Origin of the sequence: Streptomyces sp. NPDC001507 (genome assembly GCF_042894765.1) — a bacterium.
Taxonomy (GTDB): domain Bacteria; phylum Actinomycetota; class Actinomycetes; order Streptomycetales; family Streptomycetaceae; genus Streptomyces.
Genome location: NZ_JBIAVV010000002.1, coordinates 630,620 through 647,240 on the forward strand (window position 1 = coordinate 630,620; position 16,621 = coordinate 647,240).

Consider the following 16,621-nt stretch of genomic DNA (forward strand, 5'->3'; position numbering starts at 1 on the left):
TTCCCTAACAAGTGTTTGGTAGGTTAGCGTGGGCTCATGACAGGCGTCGAGAGTCCGGAGTACGTGCCCGGGCACGGGCTGCTCAAGGGGCGCACCGCCGTCGTCACCGCCGCGGCCGGGGCGGGGATCGGCGGGGCGACCGCGCGCCGCTTCCTGGAGGAGGGTGCCCGCGTGCTGATCAGCGACGCACACGCGCGGCGCCTGAAGGAGCACGCGGCCGAGCTGGCCGGCGAGCATCCGGGCGCCGTGACCGCGGTCCCGTGCGACGTGACCGACGAGGCCCAGGTCCAGGGGCTCTTCGACACCGCCGTGCGGGAGCACGGGCGGCTGGACATCGTGGTCAACAACGCCGGTCTCGGCGGCACTTCGGCCCTCGTCGACATGACGGACGACCAGTGGACGCGGGTCCTCGACGTCACCCTCAACGGCACCTTCCGGTGCTCGCGCGCCGCCCTGCGGCACTTCCGCGAGAGCGGGCGGGGCGGGGTGATCGTCAACAACTCCTCCGTCGTCGGCTGGCGCGCCCAGGCCGGACAGGCCCACTACGCCGCCGCCAAGGCCGGGGTGATGGCGCTGACCCGGTGCGCGGCGATCGAGGCCGCCGGGTACGGCGTGCGGGTCAACGCGGTGGCGCCGAGCCTCGCCATGCATCCGCACCTGGTGAAGGTGACCTCGGCCGAACTGCTGGAGGAGCTCACCGCCCGCGAGGCCTTCGGGCGGTACGCCGAACCCTGGGAGGTGGCCAACGCGATCGTCTTTCTGGCGTCCGGCTACTCCTCCTACCTCACCGGAGAGGTCGTCTCCGTCAGCAGCCAGCACCCGTAGGACGAGAATGTACCCGTGCCGACCAAGAAGAAGCCCCAGGTGACCGCCGCCCCCGCCCGGCGCCGCGAACTCCTCGAGACCGCCGCCGAGGTCTTCGCCGAGCAGGGCTACAACGCCACCACCGTGCGCAAGATCGCGGACCACGCGGGCATGCTCGCGGGCAGCCTCTACTACCACTTCGACTCCAAGGAGTCGATGCTGGAGGAGATCCTGCGGACCTTCCTCGACGAGCTCTGGGACGGCTACGACACCGTCCTGGGTGCCGGGCTCGGTCCCCGCGAGACCCTCGAAGCCCTGGTCACCGAGTCCTTCCGGGAGATCGACCGGCACCGCGCCGCCGTCGCCATCTACCAGAAGGAGAGCAAGCAGCTGGTCGCGCAGGAGCGGTTCGGCTTCCTCGCCGAGTCGCAGCGCAGGTTCGAGAAGGCGTGGCTGTCGACGCTGGAGCGGGGGGTCGACGCGCGCGTCTTCCGCGCCGACCTCGACGTCCGCCTCACCTACCGGTTCGTGCGCGACACCGTGTGGGTCGCCGCCTCCTGGTACCGGCCCGGCGGACAGCACAGCCCGGAGGAGATCGCCCGGCAGTACCTGTCGATGGTGCTGGACGGGATCGCCGTCCGTGAGTAGCCCACCCATTCGTTGAAAGCCCCTTTCTGCAGAGGGAGTTGCCGAGATGGCCGAGGCCTACATCGTCGAAGCGGTGCGCACGCCGGTCGGGCGGCGCAAGGGCGGGCTGAGCGGGGTCCACCCGGCCGATCTGGGTGCCCGTGTGCTGACCGCCCTGGTGGAGCGGTCGGGCGTGGACCCGGCCGCCGTCGAGGACGTCGTCTTCGGCTGCCTCGACGCGGTGGGGCCGCAGGCCGGTGACATCGCCCGGACCTGCTGGCTGGCGGCCGGGCTGCCCGAGGAGGTGCCGGGCGTCACCGTCGACCGCCAGTGCGGCTCCTCGCAGCAGGCCGTGCACTTCGCCGCACAGGCCGTCCTCTCCGGCACCCAGGACCTGGTGGTCGCCGGCGGCGTCCAGAACATGTCGCAGATCCCCATCGCCTTCGCCTCCCGCCAGGCCGCCGAGCCGCTGGGGCTGACCGAGGGCCCCTTCCTGGGCAGCGAGGGCTGGCGGGCCCGGTACGGCAGGCAGCCCGTCAACCAGTTCGCCGGTGCCGAGATGATCGCCGCCAAGTGGGGCGTCAGCCGCCGGGACCAGGAGGAGTTCGCCCTGAACTCCCACCGCAGGGCACTGCGCGCCATCGACGAGGGCCGCTTCGAGCGGGAGATCGTGCCCTGCGGTCCGGTCGCCGTGGACGAGGGCCCGCGCCGCGACACCTCCCTGGAGAAGATGGCCGCCCTGAAGCCGGTCGTCGACGGCGGCACCATCACCGCCGCCTGCTCCTCCCAGGTCTCCGACGGCGCCGCCGCCCTGCTCCTCGCCTCCGAACGCGCCGTCCGCGAACACGGGTTACGCCCCCGGGCCCGCGTCCACCACCTCTCCGTCCGCGGCGAGGATCCCATCCGGATGCTCTCCGCGCCGATCCCGGCCACCGCCCACGCCCTGAAGAAGACCGGGCTCACCATCGACGCGATCGACCTCGTCGAGATCAACGAGGCCTTCGCCCCGGTCGTCCTCGCCTGGCTCAAGGAGACCGGCGCCGACCCCGCCAAGGTCAACGTCAACGGCGGCGCGATAGCCCTCGGCCACCCCCTCGGCGCCACCGGCGTCAAGCTGATGACCACCCTCCTGCACGAACTGGAGCGCACCGGCGGCCGGTACGGCCTCCAAACCATGTGCGAGGGCGGGGGACAGGCGAACGTGACGATCATCGAGCGGCTGTAGACCCTCACTTGAGGGCCATGAGCCGGTCCCGGGTCTCCTCCGCCTCCTCCATGATCCGTGCCACCAGCTCCGCGCACGACGGCAGGTCGTCGATCACCCCGGCGACCTGCCCGGACGCCATCACGCCGAGATCCGTGCGGCCGTCCACCATCGCCGACCTGAGCAGCATCGGCGTGTTCGCGGCCAGCAGCACCTGACTCCAGGACAGCTCCTTGCCGTGCCGCAGGGCCAGGCCGTCCCGCAGCAGCTGCCGCCAGGTGAGCCCGGACAGCTTCCGGAACCCCGCCGCCCGCCGTATCGCGTGCAGCAGACTCCGGGCCCGGCCCGAGCGCTCCAGCGCGGCCACCAGATCGGTCCGCAGCATCCGGTGCGGCAGCCCGTCCACCGCCCGGGTCACCGTGACGTCCCTGACCGTCGCCGCCAGATACCGCGCCTTCACCGCGTCCGGCACCGTCGAGTCCGAGGTGAGCAGGAACCGGGTGCCCATCGCGACCCCCGCCGCGCCGTACGCCAGCGCCGCCACCAGCCCCCGGCCGTCGAAGAACCCCCCGGCGGCCACCACCGGTATCCGCACCGCGTCCACCACCTGCGGCAGCAGCACGCTCGTCGCCACCTCGCCGGTGTGCCCGCCGCCCTCGCCGCCCTGCACGATCACCGCGTCCGCGCCCCACGCCGCCACCTTCTCGGCGTGCCGGCGCGCCCCCACGGACGGGATCACCACCACGCCCGCCTCCTTCAGCTCGGCGATCAGCCCGGGGGAGGGGGCGAGCGCGAAGGACGCCACCCGCACACCCCCGTCGATGATCAGCCGGACCCGGTCGCCGGCGTCGGCCGCGTCCGCCCGCAGGTTCACCCCGAACGGTGCGTCCGTACGGCACCGCACCTCGGCGATCGCCGCCCGCAGCTGGTCGAGGGTCATCGTGGCGGAGGCCAGGATGCCGAGGGCCCCGGCAGCGGCCGTCGCCGAGACCAGGCGGGGGCCCGCCACCCAGCCCATCCCCGTCTGCACGATCGGATGCCGGACCCCGGCCAGCCGGGTCAGTGCCGTCTCCATCAGCCGGCGACCTCCTTCGTCCGCGCGCCTGCCGGATCCAGCACCTCGCGGATCAGCCGCAGCTCCTCCGCGTCCGGTTCCCGGGTGCACGGCACCTCGTCCGGGACGGCCAGCTCGAAGTCGGTCGCCTCCCGGACCTGTTCGACACTCACCCCCGGATGCAGCGCGGCCAGCCGCATCGAGCGGTCCGGGGTCTCGAAGTCGAGGACGCCCAGGTCGGTGACGACTCGCGGAATGCGGTGGAAGCGCTCCGTGCCCGGATGCGCGGCGACCCTGTCGTACCCCACCCCGCACACCATGTCGACCTTCGCCACGAACACCCGCCGGGAGTGCTTCGGGACCCAGTAGCTCGTCGGGTTGTTGAGGGTGTTGAGCGGCGCTCCGCGCACCCCCAGCAGCTGGCGGCGGGGCCGGGACCAGTCGCCGATGCAGGAGATGTTCTGGTTGCCGTACCGGTCGAGCTGGCTCGCGCCCATCATCACGTGCCGGCGGCCGCCGGAGACCAGGGCGAGATGCTGCCGGTAGGGCAGCCAGCCCTCGGGCGTCCCGTCCGGGCGGACCAGCAGGGCCTCGCCGTCGGTCAGCAGCAGGTCCGGCGCGAAGGTCAGCCGGGCCAGGCGGGCGCCCAGGAAGGGGATCAGGCCCATCGGGCTCGCCAGGATCTCGCCGCAGCCGCGCCAGGCCTCGGCGCAGGCGATGACGCAGTACTCGGAGCGCAGCACCTCCGTGCGCGGTGCGTCCGTCGCCCCTGTCACCTCCGTCATCCCTGTCCCTCCTGCCAGTTGCGCACCGCCGTCCGGTACGCCTGCTCGTCCCCGGCCAGGAAGCGCCCGGAGAACTCCGCCCAGGACGTCGTCGCGTACAGCCGCTGGAACGCCTCGTCCCGGCCGTAGTCGGGCGCGCAGGACGTGAAGTGTGCGCCGCCCGGCGCTTCCACCACCCCCGTCACGTTCAGCCGCTTGACGAGCAGCGACTGCGGGGCCGCCTCCTTCGTCAGCTCGGCCGTGTCCACGATCCGTTCGCAGGAGACGTAGGCCGCGTCCGCCGCCTCGCAGAACAGGTCGTCGAAGTACGGGTCCGGGCCCAGGTACTGCCCGTTGCCCAGCCGGTCGGCACGGTTGACGTGGACCAGGGCCGCGTCGAGGCGCAGGGCGGGCATCGCCACGAACGTCTCCCCGTCGTCGTACGGCGAGGTGACGGTCCGTAAGCCGGGGTTGACCCGCGGGACGTCCGAGCCGATCCCGGCGCGCACCGGCAGGAAGGGCAGCCGGTTGGCGGCCGCGTGCAGGCCCCACATGAACATGCCCTCGTCGACCTCCATGAGCTCGAACGCCCCCCGCTCGCGAGCCGCGCGGTAGTGCGGTTCGAGCGGGACGGAGTCGAGGGTGACGAAGGCCGTCACCAGCTTGCGCACGCGGCCGGCCGCGACCAGCATCCCGACGTCCGGGCCGCCGTAAGAGACCAGCGTCAGATCGTCGATGCCGCTCCGGAGCACCGCTCTGACCAGCGACATCGGCTTGCGCCGGGAACCCCAGCCGCCGATGCCGAGGGTCATGCCGCTGGTCAGCCGGGCGACGGCCTCGTCGGCGGTCATCGTCTTGTCAGTCACTGCCCGCACCCTCCTTCCCGAAGGTGTCGCGCACCCGGTCGGCCACCCCGCTGAGGGCGGCCTCGAAGGTGAAGCCCTGTTCGAAGCGGTAGCTGCGCCGCACGTCGACGGGGTCGATGCCGTTGATGGCGGCCTTGGCCAGGCGCAGCAGCCGGCCGTCCTTGGCGGCTATCTCCCGCGCCAGCTCCAGTGCCGCGGAGTCCAGTTCCTCGGGGGGCACGACCCGCCACACCGAGCCGTGCGCGTGCAGATCGGCCGCGGTCGCCGTGCGCGAGGTGTAGTACAGCGTCCGCATCAGATGCGGCGGGACGAGGCGGGCCAGGTGGGTGGCCGCGCCCAGGGCGCCCCGGTCCAGCTCCGGCAGCCCGAACACGGCGTCCTCGCTCGCCACGATCGCGTCCGCGTTGCCCACCAGCCCTATCCCGCCGCCCAGGCAGAAGCCGTGCACCGCGGCCACCACCGGGGTCTCGCACTCGTACACCGCCGCGAAGGCCTCCGCACAGCCCCGGTTGGCGCCGAGCAGTGCCTCGTCCCCGCCCGCCTGTATCTCCTTGATGTCCACGCCCGCGTTGAAGCCCCGGCCCCGCGCCGTCAGCACGACACAACGGGTCCCCGGATCGCGGCCCGCCGCGCGCACCGCGTCCGCCAGCGCGAACCAGCCCCGCACCGGCAGCGCGTTCACCGGGGGGTGGTCGACCGTGACGAGCGCGATGCCCTTTTCCGGGGACGAGGTGGAGACACCCATGGACGCATCAGCTACCTTCGCACTCAGCTGCCTTTCCACCAAACATTTGTTAGGTGTGAGGCTTCGAAGCTAGCAGCCGGTGCGGACGAGCGGGAGGCCCTGTGGATAACTCGCCGAGCGGCAGGACGGTCGTCGTCACCGGCGGTACCAGGGGGGTCGGCGCCGGCATCGCCCAAGCCTTCGCCGAGACCGGCGCCCACGTCCTGGCCTGTGCCCGCCGGCCGCCCGAACAGCCCCTCACAGGCGTCGAGTTCGCCCCTCTCGACCTGCGCGACCCGCCCGCCGTGCGCGCGTTCTTCGACGCCCTGCCCCGCGTCGACGTGCTCGTCAACAACGCGGGCGGCACCCCCTACCGGCTGCTCGCCGACGCGGACGCCGAACGGCACGCCCGGGTGATCGAGCTGAACCTCCTCACCCCGCTGACCGCCTCCCTCGCCGCGTACGAGCACCTGCGGCGGGTCCGCGGGGCGGTGGTGATGATCGGCAGCGTCAGCGGCGGCCGGCCCTCGCCGGGCTCCGCCGCCTACGGCGCGGCGAAGGCGGGGCTGGAGAACCTCGCCCGGTCCATGGCGGTGGAATGGGCGCCGGAGGTCCGGGTCAACACCCTGGTGGTCGGCATGGTCCGCACCGAACTGGCCGGCCTCCACTACGGCGGCCCGGACGGCGTGGACGCCGTCTCCCGCACCGTCCCGCTCGGCCGCCTCGCCGCCCCCTCCGACGTCGCCGCCGCCGCCGTCTTCCTCGCCTCCGGCGCGGCCGCCTACATCAGCGGGGCGAGCCTGCTCGTGCACGGGGGCGGCGAGCGGCCCGCCTTCCTCGACGCCGCAACTGCCGACAAGCCGTCCGACCGGGAGGACTGAGATGAGCGGAATCTGCGCAGGCCGGGTCGTCGTCGTGACCGGCGCCGGGCGCGGGCTCGGCCGGGCCCACGCGCTCGCGTTCGCCGCCGAGGGCGCCCGGGTCGTGGTCAACGACCTCGGCGTCGGCCTCGACGGCGGGCCGGGGCACGACAGCCCGGCCGCGGCCGTCGTGGACGAGATCCGGGCGGCGGGCGGCGAGGCGGTGGCGCACGGCGGGGACATCGCGACGGACGCCGGCGCGAAGTCGCTGGTGGCGGCGGCCCTGGACGCGTACGGCCGCCTCGACACCCTCGTCAACAACGCCGGTTTCCTGCGCGACCGCATGCTCGTCAACCTCGCCGAGGACGACTGGGACGCGGTCATGCGGGTGCACCTCAAGGGCCACTTCCTGCCGCTGCGGCACGCGGCCGCGCACTGGCGGGCCGAGGCCAGGGCGGGCCGCACCCCGGTGGCCCGCATCGTCAACACCAGCAGCGGCGCGGGCCTGCTGGGCTCGGTCGGGCAGGGCAACTACAGCGCCGCCAAGGCCGGCATCGTCGGTCTCACCCTGGTCGCGGCGGCAGAACTGGCCCGCTACGGCGTCCAGGTAAACGCCGTAGCCCCGGCCGCCCGTACCCGGATGACCGAGCGCGCCTTCGCCGCGGCCATGGCCGCCCCCGGCGCCGGCTTCGACGCCATGGCCCCCGGGAACGTCGCCCCGCTCGTGGTCTGGCTGGGTTCCGCCGCGAGCGCCGGCGTCACCGGGCGGGTGTTCGAGGCGGAGGGCGGCCGGATCACCGTCATGGAGGGGTGGCGGCCCGGTCCGACCGCCGACAAGGGGGCCCGTTGGACCCCGGCGGAGGCAGGGGAGGCGACGCTGAAACTGCTGGCCGAGGCCGAGCCGCCGGGAGCGGTGTACGGGGCGTGAGACCCGGGGGGCGGGACGTGAGCGGCCCGCCGGAAACTGTTGCGATGTGCCGACTGCCGACTGCCGCCCTGACTGCCGACTGCCGACTGCCGCCCTGACTGCGGACTGCAGCCGTCGTGGCTGGTCGCGCAGTGCCCCGCGCCCCTTACCGGGCGTCGGCCGACCCGCCGGGTGGCCTACGTGTCGCACTCCAGCACCGTCCGGCACAGCGAGCACCGGGCCCGGACCCGGCCCCGGACCGGCACCCGGATCCGCTGGTGGCAGGTCGGGCACGGGAACGAGACTCGGAGCCGGCCGCCGCTGTCGGGGGTGAAGGCGTAGGAGGTGCCGGGCTGCGAGGGCGGCGCGGCGGGGGCGTGGCGGCGGTCCCGGGCGTAGCGGCGGCGGCCCGCCCACCCGGCCGCGCTGAGCGGCGGCTGCTCCCCGTCCTGGCGGGCCCTCGCCATGCCCTTCTGGTACGCCGTGTAGGCCTGCGGGCTGGTGAACCACACCGACGGGTCCTCGTGAAAGACGAGGGCCCGCTTGGCCAGCACGTAGCCGAACTCCTCAGGGGTGAGGTAACCGAGCTTCTGGGACGCCTCGCCGTGCTCCCGGTAGGCGTCCAGGAGCAGCCAGCCGGCCCCCAGGTAGGTGGTCGCCGTGTCGGTGAGGATCTCGTTCTCCCGGACGCTCGGGAAGGACAGGTCCAGGCGGTGCAGGTAGACGTGCATCACCTCGTGGGCGAGGGCCGCGCCGATGTCCCTGCGGTGGGTGCGGAACCGGTCGTTCAGCTCGACGAAGTACTCGGGGCCCGCGGTGAGTTCGACGTTCGCCGCGTGGGTCATGTCCTTGAAGCCGACGATCATGCGGGCGTCGGGCAGGCGGAAGTGCCGGACGATCTCGTGGGCGACGCGCTGCGCGCCGAGGTGGAGGTCGTCGGTGTCGCAGAACGCGACGTCGGCGGGGAGGACGCTGGCGTCGAAGGTCTGGACGGTGTCGTACGACAGCCGTCGGTACAAGGCCGTGATGGCGGCCCGCACGGTGTCCAGGTGCGGGTAGCCGTGTTCTACCGGGCCGCCGTTCGCCACGTCGCCTACCCCCATGGACGCCGCTGGAGCTGAGCTTCCTTCCCAGTATGCGGGGGACGGGGAGATTCGGGGGGGATCCCCGGGCCCCTAAAGGGGCGCGATGCGTGCCGCTCCCCGGTCGGTCCCCTGGAGCTCCAGGACCCAGAGCTCGTTCTCGCCATCCTTCAGGATCGGGCCGGGGACGTACAGGGAGTGCTGCGGGCCCGTCGACCAGTAGCGGCCCAGGTTGAAGCCGTTGATCCAGACGAAGCCCCGGGTCCAGCCGGGCAGTTCCAGGCGGGCGTCACCGGCCCCGTGCACCGTCACCGTGCCCCGGTACAGACCCGGCGCACCCTCCCGCGGGAGCGGGCCGCAAGGCACCTCGTCCACGCCCGCCTCGAACGCGTCCAGGTCGAGTCCGCGCGCGCGTACCCCGTGCAGGAACTGGCGCTCGTGCAGGAGGCCCCCGGTGATGCCCTTCGGCTCGCCCGAACGGGGGCCGTAGTTGACGCGGCCCAGGGACTCCACCCAGAGCTCCACGCGCGCGGGCCCGGCGACCGGCTTCTTGAGCTGGGGTTCCTCCTCGGTGAGGATCCCGGCCCGTTCGCCGTCGACGTACACGACCGCCAGGTCGCGCAGGCCCCGCACGGTGAGCGGGTACGGCTGCCGCGGGCCCGGTACGTCCACCTCGTAGCGGACCAGGCCCCGGGCGATGTCCAGCTCCTCGAAGGTGGGCGGGACCGGGTGGACGCGTTCGGGGGTGCCGAGGGTCTCCAGGACGACGGTGAGGGGGGCCCAGCCGGTCACCTCCGCGTCCGCCGGGGAGGCCAGCGGGGCCGGGGCCGGGGGCGGTTCGGGCAGCGGGCCGTCGTGGTAGGCGGCGAGGACCTCGCGGAAGCGCCAGAACTTCTCCGTGGGGCGGCCGTACTCGTCGATCGGGGCGTCGTAGTCGTACGACGTCACGTCCGCCTCCAGCGGGCCCTCGTGCAGCTCGCCGCCGGGCCGGTTGGCGCCCGCCCAGCCGGCGAAGTTGGTGCCGCCGTGCGCCATGTAGACGTTGACCGACGCCCCGCACTCCAGGATCTCCCGCAGCGCCGCCGCCGCGTCCTCGGCGTCCCGTACGACGTGCTCGCCGCCCCAGTGGTCGAACCAACCGCACCAGAACTCCATGCACATCAGCGGGCCCTGCGGCTGGTGGCGGCGCAGGGTCGCGAAGGCCTCGCGCGCGTGCGAGCCGAAGTTCACCGTCGCGAGCAGCCCGGGGACCGAGCCGCCGGTGAGCATGTGGTCCTCGGGGCCGTCCGAGGTGACCAGCGGCACCGTGACGCCCTCGGTGCGCAGCAGGTCGGTGAGGTGGGCCAGGTAGACGGCGTCGGAGCCGTAGCTGCCGTACTCGTTCTCGACCTGCACCATGATCACCGGGCCGCCCCGGTCCAGTTGCCGGGACACGACCTCGGGCAGCAGGCGGCGGAACCAGCGGTCCGTGTACCGGAGGAAACGCTCGTCACGCGTGCGTGCCGACGCGCCCAGCCCGCCCGTCACCCAGTGCGGCAGTCCGCCGTTCTCCCACTCCGCGCAGATGTAGGGACCCGGCCGCACGATCGCCCACAGGCCCGCCGCCCGCGCCGCGTCCAGGAAGCGGCCGAGGGCCTCGACGTCGCGGAAGCCGCCGGGGCGCGGCTCGTGCAGGTTCCAGGGGACGTACGTCTCCACGCAGTTCAGTCCCATGGCGCGCAGCAGCGCCAGCCGGTGGCCCCACTGGTCCTCGTGCACCCGGAAGTAGTGCAGCGCGCCGGACAGCAGCCGTACCGGCCGGCCGTCCAGCAGGAAATCCGTTTCGCCCACCGTGAAGTCGCTCATACGCTCACCTTGGCCTGCTGGCGCGCGCCGAGACCATGGACAAAGATCAGCAGCACTTGGACGGAAGAAACGCGCGGAAGAGTCGTACGGAAGAGACGCACGGAAGGGGCGCGCAGTGCCGCAGGGAGCGCCGGTCTTCCGCACCTGGATGCGGTTCTTCACGCCCGGCGCCGTCCACCACCGCCTCGGCCTGGTCTGCCTCGGTGTCGGCCTCCAGTACGGTGCCGTGCCCGCCGTCGGCCCGCGCGTGCTGGACGGGCACGTCGCCGTGGTGATCAGCTCGGGCCGGGGCTGGTACCGGACGCCCGACGGACGCCGCACCGCCGTCACCGCGCCCGCGCTGGTGTGGCTCACGCCCGGCGTCCCGCACCACTACGGCCCCGATCCGGACAGCGGCTGGGACGAGGCGTTCGTGACCTTCGCCGGACCCGACACCGCGACCTACACGGAACTCGGCTACATCGAGCCCGAGCGGCCCGTGGTCCCGCTCGCGGACGCCACCGGACCCCGGGACGTCATCGCCCGGATCGCCCGTGCCGCCCGCCGTGGCAACCCCCTCCTGGAGGTCGAGACCGGCGCCGCCGTGCACGAACTCCTGGTCGCCCTGCGACGCGCCCGTGCCGACCTCGCCCCCGACGGCGACCCGATGCTGCACGCGCTCGCCCGGGACGCCTGCACCGGGATGACCGTCGCCGACCACGCGGCCCGGCACGGCATGACCCCGGCCGAGCTGCGCACCGCCGTCCGCCGAGTCGCCGGGTGCAGCCCCAAGGACTACCTGATCGGCATCCGCCTGGGCCGCGCCCAGGAACTCCTTGCCACCACCGGACTCTCCGTCGCGGCCGTCGCCCGCCGCGTCGGCTACGACGACCCGGCCTACTTCTCCCGCCTGTTCACCCGCCGGGTCGGCACCGCCCCGGTGCGCTTCCGCGCCCAGCAGGGCCGAGCCGTGCCCGACGACTGGCACGAGGGCCTCCAGGAGGACGGCGAACCGGGTCCGCCGGTGGCCGAACCCGCCGACGGCCCTTAGGGATCACCCCGCCGCCCCCTTTAGGGTTGACGCCCATGACCACCAGCAACACCGGTACCGGTGACGCCGACCCCGCCGTCCGCGAGGAACTCGGCCGGCTGCGCGACAGCATCGACAACATCGACGCGGCCGTCGTCCACATGCTCGCCGAGCGCTTCAAGGCCACCCAGCAGGTCGGCCACCTCAAGGCGGTCCACCGGCTGCCCCCGGCCGATCCGGCCCGCGAGGCCCGGCAGATCGCCCGGCTGCGAGCCCTCGCCGAGAACGCCAAGCTCGACCCCGCCTTCGCCGAGAAGTTCCTGAACTTCATCATCGCCGAGGTGATCAGGCACCACGAGTCCATCGCCGAGGACACGGTGAACGGCCAGGAGACCGCCGGGCACTGATCCGGGGCACCCGGCGCACGCCTCGACGAGCGTCCGGCACCGCGGGGCGACCCCGTGCGGTCGCGAGCACCGCAGGGCACCCCGTGCGGTCGCGAGCACCGCAGGGCGGCCCCCGTGCGGTGACGAGGCGTTCGAACAGGCGCTCCAGGCGCCGGGGCGCGCCCAGCAGCGCCATCTCGTGCCACCCCGCCCCCCGGGCCGGACATATGCCGCGTACCGCTCCAGCCCCTGTGCGTTGTCGGTGTCATCGGGCAGCATGGCCTGCATGTCCGTACTGACTCGCGACGAAGCGCAGAGCCGCGCCGAGCTCCTCGACGTCCACCGCTACACGATCGACCTCGATCTGACCACCGGGGACGAGACCTTCGACTCCCGCACCGTGATCCGGTTCACGGCCCGGTCCGACGGCGACACCTTCGTCGAGATGAAGCCCGCCGCCCTGCGCGCCGTCACCCTCGACGGACAGCCCCTCGACCCCGGGACGCTCGACCAGGACCGGCTGCCGCTGAAGGACCTCGCCGCGGGGGAGCACGAACTGCGCGTCGAGGCCACCATGCGCTACTCGCACACCGGCGAGGGCATGCACCGCTTCACGGACCCCGCGGACGACGCGACGTACGTCTACACCCAGCTGTTCATGGACGACGTGCAGCGCGTCTTCGCCGCCTTCGACCAGCCCGACCTGAAGGCCGTCTTCGAGCTGTCCGTGACCGCCCCCGAGGGCTGGACGGTGCTCGCCAACGGCGTCACCGAACACCTCGGCGAGGGCCGCTGGCAGGCCGCCGCCACCCCGCTGATCTCCACCTACCTGGTCGCCGTCGCCGCCGGCCCCTGGCACTCGGTGCGCACCGAGCACCGCGGACTGCCCTTCGGCATCCACTGCCGCCGCTCCCTGGCCCCGCACCTGGACGCCGACGCCGAGGAGATCCTCGACATCACGCGCGCGTGCTACGACCGCTACCACGAGAAGTTCGAGGAGCCCTACCCCTTCGACTCCTACGACCAGGCGTTCGTCCCCGAGTTCAACGCCGGTGCCATGGAGAACCCGGGCCTGGTCACCTTCCGCGACGAGTTCGTCTACCGCTCCGCCGTCACCGACACCGAGCGGCAGACCCGCGCGATGGTCATCGCCCACGAGATGGCCCACATGTGGTTCGGCGACCTCGTCACCCTCAGGTGGTGGGACGACATCTGGCTGAACGAGTCCTTCGCCGAGTACATGGGCTACCAGACCCTCACCGAGGCCACCCGCTACACGGACACCTGGGTCGACTTCGGCGTGGCCCGCAAGGCCTGGGGCTACGACGCCGACCAGCGCTCCTCCACCCATCCGGTCGCCCCCGAGGCCGTCGACGACACGGCCGCCGCCCTGCTCAACTTCGACGGCATCTCCTACGCCAAGGGCGCCTCCGCGCTGCGCCAGCTGGTCGCCTGGATGGGCGAGAAGGACTTCCTGGCCGGCATCAACATCCACTTCCAGCGGCACCGGTTCGGCAACGCCACCCTCGCCGACTTCGTCGACTCCCTCGCCGCCGCCACCGAACGCGACGTGCACGCCTGGGCCGACACCTGGCTGCGCACCACCGGCGTCGACACCCTCACCCCGGTCCTGGCCGCCGCGGCCGACGGCACCCGCACCCTCACCGTCGAGCGCACCGGAAGCCGCCCGCACCGCATCTGCGTCGGCGTCTACGACCAGGACCTCACCGACGAGGGCCGGCTCATCCTGCGCGAACGCATCGACCTCGACGTCCCGCAGACCGCGCCCCAGGTCCTCGGCAAGCGCCCCGCCCTGCTCGTGCTCAACGACGGCGACCTCACCTACGCGAAGGTCCGCTTCGACGCCGAGTCCGCCGCCACCGCCCGCGCCCACCTGTCGGGCCTGCCCGACCCGCTGACCCGCGCGGTGGTCTGGAACGCCCTGCGGGACGCGGTTCGCGACGGCGAGCTGCCGCCCGCCGCCTACCTGGAGACCGCCCGCGCTCACCTCCCGCGCGAGACCGACCTCGCCCTGGTCCAGGGGGTGCTGGCCTTCACCGCGGTCCACGTGGTCGACCGGTACCTCAGGCCCGAGGACCGCCCGGCCGCCCTCGCCACCGTCGCCGCCCTGTGCCGCGACTTCATCCGGCGCACCGAGGACGGCGACAACCCCGGGCTGCGCCTGGTCGCCGTACGGCACTTCATCGACGCCGCCGCCCACCCCGACACCATCGCCGCCTGGCTCGCCGAGGGCACCGTGCCCGGCGGCCCCGAGCTCGACCCCGAGCTGCGCTGGCGCGTCATGACCCGGCTCGCCGTCCTCGGCGCCGTCGACGAGGCCCGGATCGCCGCCGAACTGGCCCGCGACCCCAGCGCCAGCGGCCAGGAGGGCGCCGCGCGCTGCCGGGCCGCGCTGCCCGACCCCGAGGCCAAGCGCACCGCCTGGGAGGCGATGTTCACCGGCGACGAGCTGTCCAACTACCTGTTCACGGCCACCGCCGAAGGCTTCTGGCACCCCGAGCAGGCCGACCTGGTCCGCGAGTACGTCCCGCGCTACTACCGGGACGCGGTCGCCGTCGCCGCCCGGCGCGGTCCCCGCATCGCCACCGTCACCGGCCGGCAGGCCTTCCCCGCGCACGCCGTGGACGCCGAGAACCTCGCCCTCGGCCGGGCCTGCCTGGCCGACGGCGAGCCGGTGACGGCCCTGCGCCGCCGCCTGGTCGACGAACTGGACGACCTGGAAAGGGCGTTGCGGATCCGCGAGGCGTAGGGCGGCGAAGGTACGACGCCCGGGCGCGGCCGGTCCGATATCACGATGCGGGGACCGGCCGCCGCTCCTAGGCTCGGTGCCGGAGAAGCACCAGAGCCCCTGGGAGAAACCCGTGATCGTAGTCACCGGTGCCACCGGCAACGTCGGCCGCGCCCTCGTCGCACGTCTCGTCGCCGGCGGACAGCCCGTACGGGCGCTCACCCGCGCCCCGGAGACGGCCGGCCTGCCCGACAAGGCCGAGGTGGTGCGGTTCCGGCCGGACGACCCGGCCGCGTTGCTCGCGGGGGCGACCAAGCTCTTCCTGTACGTCCAGGGGGCCGGCGGGCGGCTGCCCGAACTCCTGGACGCGGCCCGCGCGGCCGGGGTGCGCCAGGTCGTCCTGCTCTCCTCCGGGATCATCAAGGAGGGCGCCGACGAGACCCACCCCATCCACGTCATGCACGCCACCGCCGAACGCCGGATCCGCGACAGCGGGCTCCCCTGGACGTTCCTGCGCCCCAACGCGTTCGCCACCAACGCCCTGCAGTGGGCGCCCCAGATCCGCGCCGGGAACGCCGTGCACGGCGTCTTCGCCGGCATGCTCACCGCGCCCATCCACGAGGACGACATCGCCGCGGTCGCCGAACGCGCCCTCCTCGACGACGGCCACGAGGGCACCGTCCACCGCCTCACCGGCCCCGCCGCCACCACCAACAGCGACCAGATCGCCGCGATCGGGCGGGCCGTCGGCCGCGAGCTGACCTTCGTCGAGGTGCCGCCGGAGGAGGCCGCCCCGCTGTTCCCGGGAACCCCGCCGGCGATGCTCCAGGGCCTGCTGAAGACCTTCGGGGCCACCGTGGGCGTGCCACCGGAGATCACCGGCACGGTCGAGGAGATCACCGGCAGCCCGGCACGGACCTTCGGGCAGTGGGCCGCCGACCACGCGGCCGACTTCCGCCCGTGACGTCCTTCGCTCCCTGACCGGCCCGGTCAGCCCGCGGGCAGCCGCAACTCCGCCCGGCGCACCGCGCCCTCCCGCGGCCCCGCCCGCCGGTTGCCCACCTCGGCCGTCCGGGACGTCTCCGCGCCCAGCGTGAAGCCCAGGCGCTCCAGGAAGCACTCCCCGGAGCGCCAGCCCGGCGGCACCGACGCCGTCACCAGGGACACCCCGTCGGCATGCGCGAGCAGCGACTCGGCCAGCGCCCGGCCCAGCCCCCGGCCCCGCGCCCAGGGCGCCACCAGGAACAGCCCCACCGCCACCGCGCCGGGCGCCGGATGGTCCCGTACCGCGTCCACCAGGCCCGAGACGACCCCGTCCCGCTCCAGCACCAGCAGCACCTTGTCGGCGGGGTCGGCGCCCTCGGGCAGCCCGTAGAACAGGCTCTGCACGTCACCCGGCCCCGACGGCAGCCCGGTCGTCGCGACGAACCAGTCCTCGCAGGCCTCGAAGAGGTCCAGCAGCGGTGCCTCGTCCGCGGGCCGCGGCTCCCGCACCAGCACCCGTTCACCGGGCACGTCGATCATCCACGCGTCAACCACGCGACCGACGTTAACCCCGGTCAGCCGTGGTCTCAACGCCCTTTCACCGCTTGCTCCGACGCGCCCCGGGCGCACCGCTCTTGGACCGCCCCGACAGGTTTTCCCCGCACGGCAGTACCCACTTTCGGGTTTCGATCGTTGAGCTTTGGGGGCGCGCAGACCCAATCCCGTACAAGCTGGAACTCCCCCCGCGGACAACCC

16 protein-coding genes are annotated in these 16,621 nt (G+C 73.4%); 9 read left to right on the forward strand and 7 right to left on the reverse strand.

Going from position 1 to position 16,621, the window contains the following annotated elements:
• The first annotated feature begins 36 nt into the window (after positions 1 to 36).
• The 3 genes from ACFY0K_RS08995 to ACFY0K_RS09005 are packed head-to-tail and all read left to right on the forward strand — an operon-like array spanning position 37 to position 2,656.
• Entirely contained in the window at positions 37 to 825 is a 789-nt protein-coding gene (locus ACFY0K_RS08995; RefSeq protein WP_390639251.1) for an SDR family oxidoreductase, read from the forward strand.
• 15 nt (positions 826 to 840) lie between these two features.
• Entirely contained in the window at positions 841 to 1,452 is a 612-nt protein-coding gene (locus ACFY0K_RS09000; RefSeq protein WP_382732666.1) for a TetR/AcrR family transcriptional regulator, read from the forward strand.
• 46 nt (positions 1,453 to 1,498) lie between these two features.
• A complete protein-coding gene (locus ACFY0K_RS09005; protein ID WP_390639252.1) occupies positions 1,499 to 2,656 on the forward strand; it encodes an acetyl-CoA C-acetyltransferase in 1,158 nt (385 codons plus the stop codon).
• Between the two features lie 4 nt (positions 2,657 to 2,660).
• Here ACFY0K_RS09005 and ACFY0K_RS09010 read toward each other — a convergent pair whose 3' ends face one another.
• From ACFY0K_RS09010 to ACFY0K_RS09025, 4 genes are read right to left on the reverse strand one after another with little or no spacing between them, the layout of a single operon-like run.
• Positions 2,661 to 3,710: an NAD(P)H-dependent flavin oxidoreductase gene (locus tag ACFY0K_RS09010; RefSeq protein WP_390639253.1), complete on the reverse strand. Its 1,050-nt coding sequence runs from the start codon at positions 3,708 to 3,710 to the stop codon at positions 2,661 to 2,663.
• A complete protein-coding gene (locus tag ACFY0K_RS09015) occupies positions 3,710 to 4,474 on the reverse strand; it encodes a CoA-transferase subunit beta (protein ID WP_390639254.1) in 765 nt (254 codons plus the stop codon). Before ACFY0K_RS09015 ends, ACFY0K_RS09010 begins: the two co-directional genes overlap by 1 nt.
• Positions 4,471 to 5,319, reverse strand: coding sequence for a CoA transferase subunit A (locus tag ACFY0K_RS09020; RefSeq protein WP_390639255.1), 849 nt, complete (start codon positions 5,317 to 5,319; stop codon positions 4,471 to 4,473). The genes ACFY0K_RS09015 and ACFY0K_RS09020 overlap by 4 nt, the downstream gene beginning before the upstream one ends.
• Positions 5,312 to 6,064 carry an enoyl-CoA hydratase family protein gene (locus ACFY0K_RS09025; RefSeq protein ID WP_390639256.1) on the reverse strand — a complete coding sequence of 251 codons (753 nt, stop codon included), beginning with the start codon at positions 6,062 to 6,064 and terminating at the stop codon, positions 5,312 to 5,314. Before ACFY0K_RS09025 ends, ACFY0K_RS09020 begins: the two co-directional genes overlap by 8 nt.
• A 101-nt stretch (positions 6,065 to 6,165) precedes the next feature.
• Here ACFY0K_RS09025 and ACFY0K_RS09030 point away from each other — a divergent pair, with 101 nt between their 5' ends.
• Together ACFY0K_RS09030 and ACFY0K_RS09035 are read left to right on the forward strand one after the other, a co-directional pair.
• Positions 6,166 to 6,924, forward strand: a complete 759-nt coding sequence (locus tag ACFY0K_RS09030; RefSeq protein ID WP_390639257.1) for an SDR family oxidoreductase — start codon at positions 6,166 to 6,168, stop codon at positions 6,922 to 6,924.
• 1 nt (position 6,925) lies between these two features.
• The gene (locus ACFY0K_RS09035) at positions 6,926 to 7,831 is read left to right on the forward strand and encodes an SDR family oxidoreductase (RefSeq protein ID WP_390639258.1); all 906 of its coding nucleotides are present in this window, start codon (positions 6,926 to 6,928) and stop codon (positions 7,829 to 7,831) included.
• A gap of 176 nt (positions 7,832 to 8,007) precedes the next feature.
• Here ACFY0K_RS09035 and ACFY0K_RS09040 read toward each other — a convergent pair whose 3' ends face one another.
• Together ACFY0K_RS09040 and ACFY0K_RS09045 are read right to left on the reverse strand one after the other, a co-directional pair.
• Positions 8,008 to 8,898, reverse strand: a complete 891-nt coding sequence (locus ACFY0K_RS09040) for a hypothetical protein (RefSeq protein WP_390639470.1) — start codon at positions 8,896 to 8,898, stop codon at positions 8,008 to 8,010.
• A gap of 87 nt (positions 8,899 to 8,985) precedes the next feature.
• On the reverse strand, positions 8,986 to 10,737 hold the full coding sequence (locus ACFY0K_RS09045) for a beta-galactosidase (RefSeq protein WP_390639259.1): 1,752 nt from the start codon (positions 10,735 to 10,737) through the stop codon (positions 8,986 to 8,988).
• Between the two features lie 148 nt (positions 10,738 to 10,885).
• Here ACFY0K_RS09045 and ACFY0K_RS09050 point away from each other — a divergent pair, with 148 nt between their 5' ends.
• The 4 genes from ACFY0K_RS09050 to ACFY0K_RS09065 all read left to right on the forward strand — a co-directional run bounded on the left by ACFY0K_RS09050 (position 10,886) and on the right by ACFY0K_RS09065 (position 15,845).
• Entirely contained in the window at positions 10,886 to 11,767 is an 882-nt protein-coding gene (locus tag ACFY0K_RS09050; protein WP_390639471.1) for a helix-turn-helix domain-containing protein, read from the forward strand.
• Positions 11,768 to 11,802: 35 nt separating this feature from the next.
• Complete coding sequence (locus ACFY0K_RS09055) at positions 11,803 to 12,153, forward strand: chorismate mutase (protein ID WP_390639260.1); 351 nt, start codon at positions 11,803 to 11,805, stop codon at positions 12,151 to 12,153.
• Between the two features lie 265 nt (positions 12,154 to 12,418).
• On the forward strand, positions 12,419 to 14,902 hold the full coding sequence (gene pepN, locus ACFY0K_RS09060; protein WP_390639261.1) for an aminopeptidase N: 2,484 nt from the start codon (positions 12,419 to 12,421) through the stop codon (positions 14,900 to 14,902).
• A gap of 112 nt (positions 14,903 to 15,014) precedes the next feature.
• Positions 15,015 to 15,845 carry an NAD(P)H-binding protein gene (locus tag ACFY0K_RS09065; RefSeq protein WP_390639262.1) on the forward strand — a complete coding sequence of 277 codons (831 nt, stop codon included), beginning with the start codon at positions 15,015 to 15,017 and terminating at the stop codon, positions 15,843 to 15,845.
• Between the two features lie 26 nt (positions 15,846 to 15,871).
• On the opposite strand, the gene ACFY0K_RS09070 is transcribed toward ACFY0K_RS09065, so the two are convergent.
• A complete protein-coding gene (locus ACFY0K_RS09070; RefSeq protein ID WP_390639263.1) occupies positions 15,872 to 16,420 on the reverse strand; it encodes a GNAT family N-acetyltransferase in 549 nt (182 codons plus the stop codon).
• Between the last annotated feature and the right edge of the window lie 201 nt (positions 16,421 to 16,621).

Coding starts and splice junctions, on each gene's coding strand:
- ACFY0K_RS09015 (WP_390639254.1), bottom strand. CDS start 4,474: ATGACGGAGGTGACAGGGGCGACGGACGCACCGCGCACGGAGGTGCTG.
- ACFY0K_RS09025 (WP_390639256.1), bottom strand. CDS start 6,064: ATGGGTGTCTCCACCTCGTCCCCGGAAAAGGGCATCGCGCTCGTCACG.
- ACFY0K_RS09035 (WP_390639258.1), top strand. CDS start 6,926: ATGAGCGGAATCTGCGCAGGCCGGGTCGTCGTCGTGACCGGCGCCGGG.
- ACFY0K_RS09010 (WP_390639253.1), bottom strand. CDS start 3,710: ATGGAGACGGCACTGACCCGGCTGGCCGGGGTCCGGCATCCGATCGTG.
- ACFY0K_RS09055 (WP_390639260.1), top strand. CDS start 11,803: ATGACCACCAGCAACACCGGTACCGGTGACGCCGACCCCGCCGTCCGC.
- pepN (WP_390639261.1), top strand. CDS start 12,419: ATGTCCGTACTGACTCGCGACGAAGCGCAGAGCCGCGCCGAGCTCCTC.
- ACFY0K_RS09050 (WP_390639471.1), top strand. CDS start 10,886: ATGCGGTTCTTCACGCCCGGCGCCGTCCACCACCGCCTCGGCCTGGTC.
- ACFY0K_RS09045 (WP_390639259.1), bottom strand. CDS start 10,737: ATGAGCGACTTCACGGTGGGCGAAACGGATTTCCTGCTGGACGGCCGG.
- ACFY0K_RS09005 (WP_390639252.1), top strand. CDS start 1,499: ATGGCCGAGGCCTACATCGTCGAAGCGGTGCGCACGCCGGTCGGGCGG.
- ACFY0K_RS08995 (WP_390639251.1), top strand. CDS start 37: ATGACAGGCGTCGAGAGTCCGGAGTACGTGCCCGGGCACGGGCTGCTC.